The sequence below is a fragment of the Sorangium sp. So ce296 genome (genome assembly GCF_051529605.1).
Lineage (GTDB): Bacteria > Myxococcota_A > Polyangia > Polyangiales > Polyangiaceae > Sorangium > Sorangium cellulosum_D.
Genome location: NZ_CP150325.1, coordinates 12,401,212 through 12,415,841 on the forward strand (window position 1 = coordinate 12,401,212; position 14,630 = coordinate 12,415,841).

General features: G+C 73.0%; 9 protein-coding genes. 6 read left to right on the top strand and 3 right to left on the bottom strand.

Annotated elements, in window-relative coordinates; translation table 11 throughout:
- Positions 1–89 precede the first annotated feature (89 nt).
- Positions 90–596, top strand: a complete 507-nt coding sequence (locus WME98_RS45790) for a hypothetical protein (protein ID WP_061628507.1) — start codon at positions 90–92, stop codon at positions 594–596.
- Positions 597–640: 44 nt separating this feature from the next.
- On the opposite strand, the gene WME98_RS45795 is transcribed toward WME98_RS45790, so the two are convergent.
- The 3 genes from WME98_RS45795 to WME98_RS45805 all read right to left on the bottom strand — a co-directional run bounded on the left by WME98_RS45795 (position 641) and on the right by WME98_RS45805 (position 4,972).
- Positions 641–2,311 carry a S28 family serine protease gene (locus WME98_RS45795; protein WP_437947927.1) on the bottom strand — a complete coding sequence of 557 codons (1,671 nt, stop codon included), beginning with the start codon at positions 2,309–2,311 and terminating at the stop codon, positions 641–643.
- A gap of 235 nt (positions 2,312–2,546) precedes the next feature.
- A complete protein-coding gene (locus WME98_RS45800) occupies positions 2,547–3,311 on the bottom strand; it encodes a hypothetical protein (protein ID WP_437947928.1) in 765 nt (254 codons plus the stop codon).
- Between the two features lie 92 nt (positions 3,312–3,403).
- Positions 3,404–4,972 carry a GMC family oxidoreductase gene (locus WME98_RS45805; protein ID WP_437947929.1) on the bottom strand — a complete coding sequence of 523 codons (1,569 nt, stop codon included), beginning with the start codon at positions 4,970–4,972 and terminating at the stop codon, positions 3,404–3,406.
- Positions 4,973–5,797: 825 nt separating this feature from the next.
- Between WME98_RS45805 and WME98_RS45810 the strand changes: the two genes are divergently transcribed.
- The 5 genes from WME98_RS45810 to WME98_RS45830 are packed head-to-tail and all read left to right on the top strand — an operon-like array spanning position 5,798 to position 14,624.
- A complete protein-coding gene (locus WME98_RS45810; protein WP_437947930.1) occupies positions 5,798–8,581 on the top strand; it encodes a DUF2169 family type VI secretion system accessory protein in 2,784 nt (927 codons plus the stop codon).
- Positions 8,578–10,449, top strand: coding sequence for a type VI secretion system Vgr family protein (locus tag WME98_RS45815; RefSeq protein ID WP_437947931.1), 1,872 nt, complete (start codon positions 8,578–8,580; stop codon positions 10,447–10,449). The genes WME98_RS45810 and WME98_RS45815 overlap by 4 nt, the downstream gene beginning before the upstream one ends.
- Positions 10,446–12,872 (top strand): pentapeptide repeat-containing protein, encoded by a 2,427-nt coding sequence (locus WME98_RS45820; protein WP_437947932.1) that lies wholly within the window; start codon positions 10,446–10,448, stop codon positions 12,870–12,872. Before WME98_RS45815 ends, WME98_RS45820 begins: the two co-directional genes overlap by 4 nt.
- Positions 12,859–13,938: a pentapeptide repeat-containing protein gene (locus WME98_RS45825; protein ID WP_437947933.1), complete on the top strand. Its 1,080-nt coding sequence runs from the start codon at positions 12,859–12,861 to the stop codon at positions 13,936–13,938. Before WME98_RS45820 ends, WME98_RS45825 begins: the two co-directional genes overlap by 14 nt.
- Positions 13,935–14,624, top strand: a complete 690-nt coding sequence (locus WME98_RS45830) for a DUF3540 domain-containing protein (protein WP_437947934.1) — start codon at positions 13,935–13,937, stop codon at positions 14,622–14,624. Before WME98_RS45825 ends, WME98_RS45830 begins: the two co-directional genes overlap by 4 nt.
- Positions 14,625–14,630 lie beyond the last annotated feature (6 nt).

The following is a 14,630-nucleotide window of genomic DNA, read 5'->3' on the forward strand; positions in this document are numbered from 1 at the left end:
CGCGCTCGCGCTCGCTCGCCGAGCGGGCGAGCGCGGCTTTGACGACCTTCGGTCCGCGGATTGCTAAGCCGCGCGGCGGGAGGTTTCTCATGACACAGTCCGCGATCTACCCGAGCACCGAAGACATGCTGTCGCCGGAGGTGACCAGGCCGGGCGCCGCCGCGCCGGCGGTCCAGAAGAACGCTGCGATCCCCTCCAAGCTGCTCTTCGGCGTCCTGCCCATCCGGCGCCTCATCCCCCAGGACGTCCACTCCGCCCTCGATTACTCGAACGGCCTCATGGTGGCCCTGGCCGGCCTCGCCTCGAACCGACGTGAGGCAAAGGTCGCCGGTGCGATCCTCGGCGCCTCGGTGATCTCCGTGTCCCTGCTCACCGACTACCGGATGAGCCTGGCCAAGCTGATCCCGATCCAGGCGCACGAGGTGCTCGATTATGTGTGGAGCGCCTCGGTGATCGCGGCGCCGTTCGCGCTCGGGTACACGAAGCGCGCACCGCTCGCCGCCTTCGTCCAAATTGCCACAGGGGCCGCCAACATCCTGGGCTCGATGTTCACCGACTACCGCGCGGCGCGGGGGAGCATGCAGTCGGCCACCTAGCTCCGCCCGTCAGGAGCTCCGCCCTCTGGGACGGGCGACTGCGGTCAGCGCCGCATGATCCACCGACGGCCGCGGAGCAGCATGCGGGGCGCACGCGCGCGCGCGCGGTCGACGTCGATCGGCGAGACACCCGCCCACGACGCGAGCGCACCGAAGGCGATATCGCGCTCGGGCGGCGAGAGATCGCCCAGGCTGGAGAGGTGGTTTCCATCCGGCACGACGAAGCGGTGCGTGTCCCGAGCCGCCCCGACGTCGAAGGCGGCGGCCGTGTACGGGTCGTTCTCGCCGTAAAGGAACATCAGCCGCTCGCCCTCGGCGGTGAGCCAAGCGGAGATGTCCCGCATCGCCCCGGGATCGAAGACCGGATCCTTGCCGGGTCCAGGGACGATGAACGACGTGGCCGTGTCGGCGTCGGGGTACACGAGGAGATCGGCGAGGTGCTCCGTCGCGATCGCCGGATAACCAAGCTGGACCGCAGCTTGCCAGTAGTACGGCTCGTACACGAGGAGGGAAGCATCGCTGTAGAACGAGGGCTGGCTCAGCGTATCGAGGAAGGCCCAGACGTCCTCGTCGTCCGACGCCGCGGTCGGGACGGCGCCGCAGAGGGTCGCGTCCATGTACTGCCAGAAGGCAAAGACGGAGTCGACCACCGCGGTCTCCAGGACCCTCTCGATGCCGAGCAGGTCGTAGGAGAAGCCCTCTGCCGCGGCGTCGGCCTCCATGCGCGCCAGCATCGCCGGGCGCCGCAGCAGCACCTCGCGCTGGAACTCCCGGAGCGCGCCCTGGCAGGCCGCATCGCCGCGCTCGGCCAGGAACTCGAGGTAGCGCGGGTCGGGGTTGCCCATGCTGTGCGGCGCCACGTAAGCCACGGTGCCGTCCACGTCGTCGGGATAGAAGCGACGATGGTAGATCGAGGTCATCCCGCCCTTGCTCCCGCCGGTGGAGATCCACTTGCCCTCGTAGAAGGGCCTCAACGACGCGATGACGTGGTGAATGTCCGCGGCGGCTTGCTCGATGGTGAGCTGCGACCAGTCCGCAGGCTCCGGGCGGGAAGGCGTGAAGAAGCGGTGCTCGACGCGGATCTGGTTGCCGGCGAGCAGCTCGGTGGGCTCGTCGAGCCACTGGTAGTCCGGCCAGAGGTTGTAGCCTTCCGTCGCGATCACCACGGGCGCGGCGGGGTCCCGGTGGTGGAGCACAAGGCGCTGGCGAAACCGCGCGCCGTCCGGCTCATCGTGATCCGCAGGCTGGTCGATCTCCATGACGAAGTAGCGGTAGCCCGGAAGGCCCGAGTCCTGCTCCTCGACCGTGAGCCCCTCGACGGCCTGGAGCTGATCGAGGATGTCGTCCGAGCTATGGGGGTCCGCGCCGCCCGCGCCGCCGCCGCCCTCGGCCTGGGGGTCCGCGCCGCCCGCGCCGCCGCCGCCCTCGGCCTGGGGGTCCGCGCCGCCCGCGCCGCCGCCGCCCTCGGCCTGGGGGTCCGCGCCGCCCGCGCCGCCGCCGCCCTCGGCCTGGGGGTCCGCGCCGCCCGCGCCGCCGCCGCCCTCGGCCTGGGGGTCCGCGCCGCCCGCGCCGCCGCCGCCCTCGGCCTGGGGGTCCGCGCCGCCCGCGCCACCGCCGCCCTCGGCCTGGGGGTCTGCGCCGGCATCATCCCCGCAGGCGACAAGCGAAAAGGTGGCCGAGGTGAAGGCGAGCAAGATCAGGTATCGGGTGCGCATGACGGCCGAGCCTACAGGAACGAGGCGCTCGTTCCGAGGGACGCCGCCGTCGGGAAGCTGCCTTCACGACCTGGTCGCGCAGCCAGCGCTGCGCCGGCTCGTTCTGCGCGCGCCGATGACAGATCAGCGCGAACCAGAAGCTGGCGAGATCGAGCGGCGGCGGGTGCACCGTCGGCCCGAGCGGCGCCATCCGCAACCACCGCCTGACATCATCGCGCGCGGCCCCCGCCGTGCCTCACCGCAGGCAAAGTTCCTCGACGAGGCGGCGCATCGCGGGGTTCACCTCGAAGTGCCGCTCCACCCAGCGCAAGAGAGAAAGCGCCGACTCCGGCGTCCTCTCGTAGCCCTGCATGAACGAGGCGAAATCAGCCGTCATGTCCGGATACTGCTGCTCGATGCGCCGCTCGCGACCGAACGGATCGCGGTGCACCGGCTCGGGCGTCCTGATGTGCGGGAGCAGTTCCATCACCCGATCGACCGCGTATCCCTGCACGAACCGGTACGCCGAGAGCTTCTCCCCGCGTCGATACCGGCACAGGCCGACGTACAGGTTGGTCACCAGCTCGCCCACGTTCCACGCGACCGACCGCTCCTCTCGATCTCCGATCTCCTGGGCCGGGATCCGCAAAGACGCATCGCAGTCCCGCGCCCTCCAGACGAATCGCCCCTCGGCATAGCGCACCTTGGGCAGCTCCTCTGGCTCGTACACCTCGAGCTCGCAGAAGATCCCGTCCTCGTAGAGCAGCTTGTAGCCGTGCGGCGTGTTCTGGAAGCACCACGCCACGGGATGGGCCGCGCTCATCCAGCGAAGATCGCGGAGGAACTCAGCCTTGTGGCCGGGGCGCACGACGGCGTAGAAGTCGAGGTCCGAGTACCTGTCGGCCCGCGCGGTCTCGACGCCCAGCGAGCCCAGTCCGATCAACGCGAGCGCCTTGCCGCTGCTCTCCAGCGAGCGACCGATCGCGTCCAGCCGCTCGTGTAGCTGCTCCGGTCGATTCATGACGTTCCTCCCGCGCTGCTGGCCATGCACTCCACAGCTGGCCGCTCCCCCAGACAGTCACGCTGCGCGCGCTGGTCCGCGTCCGCCGCCGGCTACACCGCGCCCTCGCGGAGCCACTCGCCGAAGCGCTCGCCGATCATCAGCGCGGTCAGGTTCGTGTTCACGCTCGGGATGGTCGGCATGATGCTCGCATCCGCGACGATCAGGCCCTCGACGCCGCGCACCCGCCCGCGCCCGTCGACCGCCGCCGCCGCGTCCCCCTCGGGCCCCATCGGGACCGTCCCGCACGGGTGATACCCGGAGCCGCAGCTCCGGGTGATCCACCGCTCCAGCGCCTCGCGCCGCATCAGCGTGCGCTCCGTGGGCCACAGGAAGAAGCCGAGGTCGCGCATCGGCGCGGTGCGGGCGACCTCGTACGCGAGCACCAGCGCGTCGACCGCACGCGCGCGATCGTCGCGGTCGACGAGCATGTTGGAGACGATGCGCGGCCGCGCGTGCGGGTCGGCGCTCAGGTACTCGATGCGGCCAGCGCCGCGCGGCTTGCCGATGCAGCACGCGATGGCGAACGCCGGGATCGTGAGGCGCGGGTGCACCGGGAAGAAGGAGCCCGGCTGGAGCTGCATGTCGTTCGGGTACGGGCTGCCGCGCGACGTGTAGCGGAGCACCGTCTGCACGAGCGGCTGGCGCAGGACGTCGATCAGCCCGCGGCGGCGCGGCCACAGGCCGATGGCCGCCCCCGGATGGTCGAGCAGCCGCGCCCCCACGGCGGGCACGTCGGACACAGGCTCGACCCCGAGCCGCGCGAGCTGGTCGCGCGGCCCGATCCCGCTGCGCAGCAGGATCCCGGGCGTCGCGATCGCGCCCGCGCTCAACACCACCTTCCGCGTCGCGACGACCTCGACGCGCCCGTCGGTCTCGACCTCGACCCCCTCGACGCGGCGATTCCGCACCAGCACCCGCCGCACCGTCGTGCGCGGCCGGAGCCGCAGGTTCTCCCGCCGGCGCACCTCGGCGGTCAGGTAGCAGCGCGCCGCGCTCATGCGCTGGCCGTCGATCTTGTTCATCGCGTGCGGCCCGACTCCGTCGGGCGCCTGCGGATCGTTCGTGTCCGCGCACTCGCGGTAGCCGAGCGCCCTGCACCCGTCGACGAACGCCGCCTGCCACGGCACGAGCTCCTCGCGCCGCGCCCGGCGGATGGGCACCGGGCCGCCCTTGCCGTGCCACGGCTCGCCGAAGTCGCGGTCGTCCTCGAGGCGCTTGAAGTAGGGCAGGCAGGCGTCGAAGCCCCACTCGGGCAGGCCGAGCGCGGCCCACTCGTCGTAGTCGTACGGCATGCCGCGGATCGCGATGCACGTGTTCACGGCCGACGAGCCGCCGACCACCTTGCCGCGCGGGAACAGGAACATGATCTGCCCCGGCGTCGGCCGGTGGCGGTAGCCCCAGTCGTGCGCGAGCCACGAGTTGCGCGTGCCGTCCCGCAGGTCGGCGGGCAGGCGCGAGAGGTCCGGGTAGTCCGGGCCCGCCTCGAGCAGCAGCACCTCGCGATCGGCGCGCTCGGTGACGCGCGCGGCGATCACGGCGCCAGCCGAGCCGGCGCCGACCACGACGAGCTCTGCGGCGCCAGCCGGGCCGGGCGAAGAGGGCAGCGACGATCGAAACATCTTGGAAACTCGACCTACACGGGATCGCGCCGCCGGGCAACGAACCCTCGCTGAGTAGAGCTCGAGCCTCCTTGAGGTGAGCGAGTGCCTCCTCGACCGTCTCGCACTGACTTGCGACCTCGATCTCGAGGCAGGCCCTGGCGCGCCACGTCCGGCTCGGGCGCTCGACGGCCGTGCCGAGGTAGTCTTCGAGCTCGCCGCGGTCGTCGGCGTCGGGCACCTCGGCGGCGGCCGAGAGCGCCCGCGGCTGCCACCGGTGCGCGAACCGGGATCGCACGGCCCTCGAGCGTCATCCTCAGCGAGGCGGCGCTCATCCCGAGGTGGGCCGCTGCCTGCGCGAGGATCTGGGCGCGCTCCGCCCGGGCATGGTAGTGGTCTGGACCCGCGGCGAGCCGGGCTCGTGGCAGGGTCACGTCGGCGTCGTCTCGCACGTGGAAAGGCAACCGCTTCTGGTCGATCGAAGGCAACGCGGGGGCGATCCTCCGAGACAGCAGCCTGCTTTCAGCACATGAGGACGGCACACCTCACCCGACGAGGCCGATCTCCGGCGCAGCAAGGGGATCACGGAGTGGCACATTACCTGCGAGAGTGTCCCTCTGCCATGCACCCAGGCAGCATCGATAACGCGATCCCACCGGAGCGGAGTCGGATCGGATCAACACCGGTGGGCGGGCGGGTGATGTCTGTGTACGCGGCAGTCTGCACAGCGCGCAGCGCAAGTGAGGTAAGGTGACGACCTCCCTGCAAATGTGGCCAGTCCGCGTCATCCCCCTCGGCGAAGCCGCCTGTGGGACGCGGCTGTGGAGCAGTCGCGGGCACCTGCGCGTGACGGCGGTCGTCAAGGGCACGTTCGCCCTCGTGAACGGCGGGCCGATGACGCCGATGGCGGCCGCGCCGGTCGTCCGCGACGACGAGCACGAAGGCGATGTCCCCGAGCGCAGCCTGCGCGCCGCCGGTGAGCTGGCGCCGCACGTGCGCAAGGTGGATGTCCTGCTCACCGGCGACGCGTACGCGCCGCCGGGTCAGAGCGCGAGCGCGGTGACTGCCCGGCTGCGCCTGCTGCGTGACGGCGCGGTGCTGATCGACAAGGCGATCCAGGTGCAGGGCGAGCGCGCCGAGGAGGGCGCCGATCCGCGGCCCTTTCAGCGCATGCCGCTGGTGTACGAGCGCGCGCTCGGCGGTCCCGGCACGGACAACCCGGCGGGCGTGGGGCCGGAGCGCTCGCCGAACCTGCTCGATCCCGAGGGGCGGGTGCTGCCGGCGGGCTTCGCGCCCATCCCGTGCGTCTGGCCTTCGCGCGCCAGGCTGCTCCGCGACGTCGACATCGCCGCACTGGAGGCGCTGGTCCCGACGCTCCAAGCGGACTTCCCCTGGGCCTACTTCCAGGCGGCGCCGGCCGATCAGCGGCTCGACAAGCTGCGCGGCGACGAGTGGATCGTGCTCGACGGCCTGCACCCGGAGCTGCCGCACGTGGAGACGCAGCTCCCGTCCGCGCGCGGCGTCGCGCGGCTCTATGGGCCGGCGCACGATCTCCAGGCGGGCAAGCCGATCGAGCTCTGGCCCGACCGGGTGCACATCGACACGCTGGCGCGGAGCTGCACGATCCTGTGGAGCGGCCACTTCCCGGCCACGGGGCTCGATCTGCGGTCCCTGCAGATCACGGCCGGGATCGAGCTGCCGGAGCGACCCGTGGCGTGGCCGGTGACGGCGCCCGAGCGGCCCGCGCCCACGACCATCAGGATGAGCGCGAGCGAACTGGCGAAGCAGCTCGCCGCCCGCGGCTTCACGATGCCCGACCCCGAGGGGCCTCCGGCGGCTGCTGCGAGGCCGCGGCCCGGCCGGCCGCCACGGATCGACGTCGCGCCGGAGGCCGAAGCGCCGCCGGCCGCCGACGGGTCGACGATGGTGCTCCGCCTCGAGGAGACCGCGCAGCGCCGGCCCGAGGGCGCGCTGCCGTTCAAGCCCCGGCCGGAGCCGAGGCAGGAGGAGGCGGGTCAGGCGACGCTGCGCCTGCGATCGGGGGAAGAAGCGCTGCGCGTGCCCGAGGACGCGCTCCCGTTCCGGCCCGGAACGCCGCGGGACGAGGCGGCGAGCAGGCGTGAGGAGCCGAGGCAGGAGCAGACGGCGGGTTCGGCGACGCTGCAGCTGCGGTCGGGAGAAGGCGCGCTGCGCGCGCCCGACGAAGCACTCCCGTTCCGGCGCGAGCCGGAGCCGAGACAGGAGCAGACGGCGGGCTCGGCGACGCTGCAGCTGCGGTCGGGAGAAGGCGCGCCGCGCGGTCCCGCGCTGCCGTTCCAGCGCGAGCCGGAGAGGCCGAGCGCGCCTCCGGCGGTGGCCCTGTCGTCGCTCGCGGCCGAGCCGCCGGTGGTGGCGCCACCGGCGTTCCTCGCCCCGCCGCCCGCCGTGGCGCCGCCGGCGTTCCTCGCGCCGCCCCCAGCAGCGGCGGAGCTGCTCCCAGCGACAAGCTCGTACGCACCTCCACCGACATCGACCGCCCCCGCATCCCCCGCCGCCGACCCGCCGCCCACCGGCCTCCGCGCCATCGTGCTCGCGCGCATCGCCGCCCGCGAGCCCCTGCTCGACCTCGACCTCGTCGGCACGGACCTGCACGGCCTCGATCTCACCGGCGCCACGCTCGCCAAGCTCAACCTCACCGGCGCCAACCTCGGCCGCTGCAAGCTCGCGCGCGCGCGCCTCGGCGCGGCGCAGCTCGCGGACGCCGACCTCAGCGGCGCCGACCTCACGGACGCGGACCTGAGCGACGCCGATCTCGGCCGCGCGGTGCTGGTGAAGGCGCAGCTCGACAGGGCCGTGCTCACCGACGCGAGCCTCGCCGGCGCGGCGGGGCAGGGCGCGAGCTTCCACGGAGTGACGGCGGCGCGCGCCACGTTCGCGCGCGGAACATGGGACGAGGCCAGCTTCGCGGGGGCCGACATGGCGGCCGCCGACTTCACCGCGGCCTCGCTCGCGGGCGCGCGCTTCGAGGGCGCGAACCTGGCCGCGGCGTGCTTCGACGAGGCGCGCGCTCCCGGTGCCGTCTTCGAGCGCGCGCGCCTCGCGCAGGCGCGGGCCACGGGCGCGACGTTCGCGGGGGCCTCGCTGGCCGAGGTCGACGCGCCCGGATCGGTCTGGGAGAAGGCGACGCTCGACCGCGCCTCGTTCGCGGGCGCCGACCTGAAGGGCGCGAACCTGCGCCGCGCGAGCTGCGCCGGGGCGAGCTTCGCGCGCGCCTCGCTCGGCGGCGCCAACCTGCAGCGCCTCACGGGCGACGGCGCCGACCTGCGCGAGGCCCGGCTCGAGGGCGCGGACCTGCGGCAGGCGCGGCTCGAGGGCGCGGGCTTCGAGCGCGCCGTGCTGCGCGACCTCTCGGCGACCAAGGCGGAGCTCGCCGGCTGCCGCTTCGATCACGCCGACCTCGCGGGCGCGAGCCTGCGCGGGGCGCGCCTCGCCGGGGCGAGCTTCGCGCGCGCGGACCTCGAAGGCGCCGACCTGCGCGACGCCGACCTGGCCGGCGCCAACGTCTTCGGAGCGTCCCGCAAGACCGCCAAGCTCGGCACCAACACCCGCGGGCTCGTGGAGATCGACCCCGGCGAACGGAGCGACGGATGAAGGACCTTTTCACCATTCAATCGAGCGCGCTGCCCGACACCACGACGGTCGCCGCCTTCCAGGGGAGCGAGGGCATCTCGCGGCTCTACGCGTTCGAGATCTTACTCTTGGTGGGCGCCGAGGGGCGAGAGCTCGACCTCGGCGACGTGGTCGGCACCAGGGCCACGCTCCAGGTGGATCGCGAGGACGGCCGCCCGCCCTTCGCCCTCCACGGCGTCCTCGCGGCGTTCGAGCTGCTCCACGAGACCGACGAGCACTCGCTGTTCCGCGCCACGCTGGTGCCGCAGCTGTGGCACCTGACCAAGACGCGCCACAGCCGCATCTTCACCGACATGAGCGTCCCCGAGATCCTGCGCGAGGTGCTCGAGGACGGCGGCCTGAACAGCGGCGACTTCGCCTTCGAGCTGCTCGAGCGCTACCCGCCGCAGGAGCACGTCTGCCAGTACCAGGAGAGCAATTTCGACTTCATCACCCGCTGGATGGAGCGCGAGGGGATGTACTACTACTTCCGGCACGGCGAGGCCGCGGAGCAGCTCGTCATCACCGACAACAAGTCGTTCCAGTCCGAGGTGGACGGCAGGGGCGTGCGCTTCTTCGCGCTCGGCGGCAGCGACGTCACGGCGGGCGAGGCGCTCAACACCTTCACGTGCAAGCACCAGGCGCTCACCGGCAGCGTGCGCCTCCGCGACTACGACTACGGCCGGCCGACGCTCGACGTGTCGGGCAGCGCCGCGGTGTCGCGGGTCGGGCTCGGCGAGATCAACGTGCACGGCGGGCGCTTCTTCTCGCCGGAGGAGGGCAAGCGCCTGGCCGCGATCCGCGCCGAGGAGCTACGCGCGCTGGAAGTGGTGTACCGCGGCGCCGGCGGCGCGCTGGGTCTGCGGTCCGGCTACCGCTTCAAGCTGCGCGAGCACCCGCGCGCGGCGTTCGACATGGAGTACCTCGCCGTCGCCGTGGAGCATCAGGGCAACCAGGCGATCACCGACCCGGCGCTGCGCGCGCTCACCGGCGTCGAGGGCTCCGAGGGGTACCGCGTGGAGGTGCAGGCGATCCCTGCCAGCGTGCAGTTCCGCGCCGAGAGCCGGACGCCGTGGCCGCGCATCTACGGCTCCGAGAGCGGCACCATCTGCGGCCCGGCGGAGAGCGAGTACGCGCAGATCGACGACGCCGGGCGCTACCGCGTGAAGTTCCACTTCGACGAGAGCGACCTCAAGGACGGCAAGGCCTCCACCTGGGTGCGCATGCTCCAGCCCCACGGCGGCAGCATCGAGGGCTGGCACTTCCCGCTGCGCAAGGGCACCGAGGTGCTCTTCACGTTCCTCGGCGGCGATCCGGACCGGCCGGTGATCGCCGGCGTCGTCCCCAACATGCTCACGCCGAGCCCCGTCACCCGCAGCAACGACACCACCAACGTCATCCAGACGGGTGGGCGCAACCGATTCGAGCTGGAGGACAAGGCCGGCCATCAGCGCATCACGCTGCAGACGCCTTACTGCAACACCGTGCTGCGCATGGGCGCGCCCAACGACGGCCACAACATGATCCTCAGGACCGACGGGAGCTCGCTGTCCCTGACCGGGGGGATCTCCGACGAAGTCGTGTTCGGGCGCAAGACCGGCGTGTTCATCGGCGGCAAGGCCAACCTCACCATCGGGGCCACGGCCGAGCTCTTCATCGGCGCCACGGTCTCCGCGAAGCTCGCGGGGAGCTTCTCGTACAACACCCTGAACGTCTCGGGCACGGAGGTCTCGATCTCGGAGACCGGGACATCGCTCAGCCACACCTCGCTCGACCTGAAGGACCAGGCCCTCGCCCTCGCGCACGCCGGGCTCCACCTCACCATGACCAGCTTCTTCATCGTCTCATGAAGGCGATCAAGCCGCAGAAGCTCAGCGTCTTTTACCGCACGTTCGAGGCAGCGGGGCGCGTCGAGCTGTGCGTGACCGTGCTGCTCGCGGCCCCCTTCGACGCGCCCGAGAGCCCGCTGCACGAGGCCAACCTGTGGAAGCTGCTCGCCGCGGAGCTGGGCCCGGACACGCCGCCCGACGCCGGCATGCCCAAGCCGCGCGCCGAGGTGCTGGTGATCGGGCAGGCGTACCCGCAGGGCGAGGAGCGGCCGCTGCGCCTTTCGCTCGGCCCCATCGACAAGGCGATGCGGGTGAGCGGCAAGGCGACGGGCTTCGGGCCGCTCGACGCGATGGCGCCCGAGCGCGTGGCCAGGGCCGGCACCTACGACGACGCCTGGCTCGAGGAGCGATCGCCGGATCTGCCGCTCGACTTCGACCCCGCCTATCACAACACCGCCCCTGCGGATCAGCAGCTCGACGAGCCCTTCGCGGGCGGCGAGCCGTTCACGCTGGAGCACATGCACCCGGACCAACCCGTGCTCACGGGGAGGCTCCCGCGCCTGCGGCCGCGCGCCTTCGTCAAGCTGCGCGAGGGCGAGCTGCGCGAGGTCCCGATGCGCTTCGAGACGGTGCAGCTCTTCCCCGCGGCCGAGCGCATGCTGCTGCTCTTCCGCGGCGTCACCCCCGTCGCCGAGGACGACGCCTCCGACGTGCTCCAGCTCATCGCGGCCTGCGAGGCCCCTGGTTCGCCGCGGCCGCTCGCGCACTACCAGGCGGTGCTCGCCGAGCGCCTCGACAGGAAGCGCGGCGCCCTCGCCGCGCTGCGCGACGGCGACCTGATGCCGCCGGGCCCGGCCGCCGAGGTGGCGCTCGACGAGCTCACCGACCCGGACCTGGCCGTGCAGAGCGAGCAGCTCAAGGCCAGGAACATGCGCCGGAAGACGGCGCGCCAGCGCGACGAGGTGCGAGCCCGCATCCAGGCCGCGGGTCTCGACCCGGACGAGCACCTCCCCCTGGCGCCGCCCGCGGAGCCCGGGCCGAGCGCGACGGCGCCCACGCTCGACGAGATCGAGGGCATCCTCGCCCGCGCTCAGAAAGACGCCGCCAGGCGAAAGGCCGAGGCGGCCGAGGAGCGCCTCGCGACGGAAGCGGAGGCGCGCCGCCGGGCGCAGGCGGCCGGCATCGACTACGACAAGGCGCTGCTCGAGCAGAAGAAGCAGCAGGGCGGCCCTCCGAAGTTCTCGGCGGAGGCCGAGAACGAGCGCCTCCGCGACATGCTGCAGCTCGCGCAGAACGCCGGCACGCCCCTGCCCGCGGTGGAGGCCCGGCTCGCAGACCCGCGCCTGCGCGAGAAGCTCCAGGCCGTCGAGGAGCAGCTCCGCGAGCAGTACCGCGCGGCCGCGCACCGCCTCCCTGCCGCGCCGCCCGCCGCGGCGTCCGTCAGCGAGCGCGCGCGCGTCGAGCTGCCGTCCGGCGCGCAGGGCGGCGTCAGCTTCGCCGGGCGCGATCTCACCGGCGCCGACCTCGCGGGCCTCGATCTGCGCGGCGTCGACCTCGGCTCGGCGTTCCTCGAGGGCGCGAGCCTGGCCGGCGCCAACCTGAGCGGCGCCAACCTCTCCCGCGCGGTGCTGGCGCGCGCCGATCTCACCCGCGCCGATCTCACCGGCGCCAGGCTCGCGGGCTGCAACCTCGGTCAAGCTTCGCTCACCGACGCCGACCTCGCGGGCGCCGATCTCACCCGCGCGGTGCTCGCGGGCGCCGATCTCACCCGCGCCCGCTTCCGCGGCGCGCGCCTGCACGGCGTCGATCTCGAGGAGGCGATCTTCGACGACACGGATTTCGGCGGCGTCGCCGCCACGAGCCTCACCTTTCTCAGGTCCGAGCTGCGCGGCATCAAGCTCGCGGGCGCGTCGCTCGTGAAGTGCAGCTTCATCGAGGTCGATCTCCGCGGCGCCGACCTGACCGGCGCTGACCTCAGCGCCGCTACCTTCGTCACCGCCGACGCGGCCGGCGCGAGGCTGCGCGGCGCCACCCTGACCAGGCTGCGCGCCGTGCAGGGCTCCTCGTTCGAGGGCGCCGACTTCACCGGCGCCGCCCTGGAGGGCGCCAACCTGCGCGGCATGAACCTCGCCGGCTGCAGCTTCGCCCGCGCCCGCCTCGGCGGCGCCGACCTCTCCGGCTGCGATCTGCGCGGCGCCCGCTTCGACCGCGCGATCGCCCACGAGGCCCGCTTCACCAAGGCCGACCTCTCCGGGGCGAGCCTGGTCGACGCCAACCTGATGCTCGCCCTGGTCGATCGCGCCAACGTGCGCGGCGCGAGCTTCCGCGGGGCGAACCTCTTCCGCGCCGACCTCTCGAAGATCGAGGCCGACGACGCGACCGTGCTGGACGAAGCGAACCTGACCCGGGCCCGGGTCACCAGGAGGGCGCGTGCAGCGAGCTGAGCTGATCGACCTGATCCACAGCGGCGAGATCGTCACCGGCGCCGATCTCGCGGGCGCCGATCTCGCGGGCGCCGATCTCCGCGGCGCGATCCTGGAGGACGTGCGCCTCCAGGGCGCGCGGCTCGCGGGCGCGAACCTCAAGGAGTCGCTGCTCACCGGCTGCGATCTCGCCGGCGCCGACCTCACGGGCGCGAACCTCACCCTGGCGGTCTTCACGCGCTGCTCGCTCGCCGGCGCCGCGCTGCGCGACGCCACGCTCCTCAAGGCCAAGCTCCTCGCCTCGAACCTGGCGCGCGCCGATCTCACAGGCGCCAAGCTCGCGCTCGCGTTGCTCAACCAGGTCGACCTCGGCGCCGCCTGCCTCGCCCGCACGAACCTCGATCGCGCGGCCATCCTCGACGCCGTGACCGCTTCGCTCTCGCTCGCCGAGGCGAACCTCAAGCAGACGGTGCTCCACAAGGCCGACCTCACGACCGCGTCGCTCTCGGGCGCCCGCTTCGAGCTGGCCATGCTCGCCGGAGCGCGCCTCGCTGGGCAGAGCCTCGCCGGGTTGGAGATCCTGATGACGCAGCTCATCGGCGCCGATCTCTCGGGCTGCGATCTGTCGGCTGCGACCCTCACGCAGAGCAACTTCACCGGCGCGAACCTCGCCGGCGCGAACCTCAGCGGCGCGCGCGCCGGGCGCGCCCTCTTCACCGGTGCGAAGCTCGCGGACGCCAACCTCGCCGGCGCGCACCTCCTTCAGTCGATCTTCCTCCGCGCCGATCTCTCGGACGCCGATTGCTCCGGCGCCAACCTCGATCAGTCCGTCCTCGCCGAGGCCACGTGCCTCGGCACCCGCTTCGACGGCGCCAGCCTGCGCCACGCCGACCTCTCGCGCGCCGACGTCGCGCGCGCCGTCTTCACCGGCGCCGCGCTCGAGCGCGCGCGCCTGCACCGCGTCATGGACGAGGACACCGAGTGGGGAGATCGCAGCGCGGCGCTCGCCGACGACGCCGAGCTCACCGCCGCGGAGCTGTGGCAGCCCAAGGAACGAGCACCGGCACGAACGAACGGAGAAACATGAGCAACCTGGCGCGCAAGATCCACATCCACAACGACGACGACGACGAGCCCGGCCCGCTCGCCGACCGCGCCGTGCAGGAGACCGGCCGCGTCCTCGCGCTGCGCGACGACGGCGCCGTGGTCGTCCGCACCGCCTCGGGCAACCACGAGGCCCGCCGCGCCGTGAGCTGCCTCATCGCCGCCGAGGTCGACGACCTCGTGCTCCTCGCCCGCTCGCCGCGCGATGGCGCCTTCGTCCTCGCGGTGCTGCGGCGCGATCCCGCCGCGGCGAAGACGATGGCGGTGGACGGCGACCTCGACCTGCGCCTCGCCGGCGGCCGCCTTCGCATCGCCGCGCAGCAGGGCGTGGAGGTCGCGGCTGGCCGCGAGGTGAGCGTGGTCGCGCCGGTCCTCCGCGCCGACGCCGACGAGGGCCACGTCACCGTGCGCAGCCTCTCCTTCCTCGGCGATCTCGTGCGCGCCGAGCTCGGCGCCGTGAAGCTGCTCGCCGCCCGCGTCGACTCGGTCCTCGAGCGCCTCTCGCAGCGCGTCCAGCGCTCGTACCGCACGGTCGTGGAGACCGACCAGCTCCGCGCCGAGCGCATCGACTACACCGCCGAGAAGACGGTCCGTGTCCACGGCGAGCACACGCTCCTCACCGCCGAGGAGCTGGTCAAGGTCGACGCCGAGCAGATCCACCTGGGCTGAGGAGAA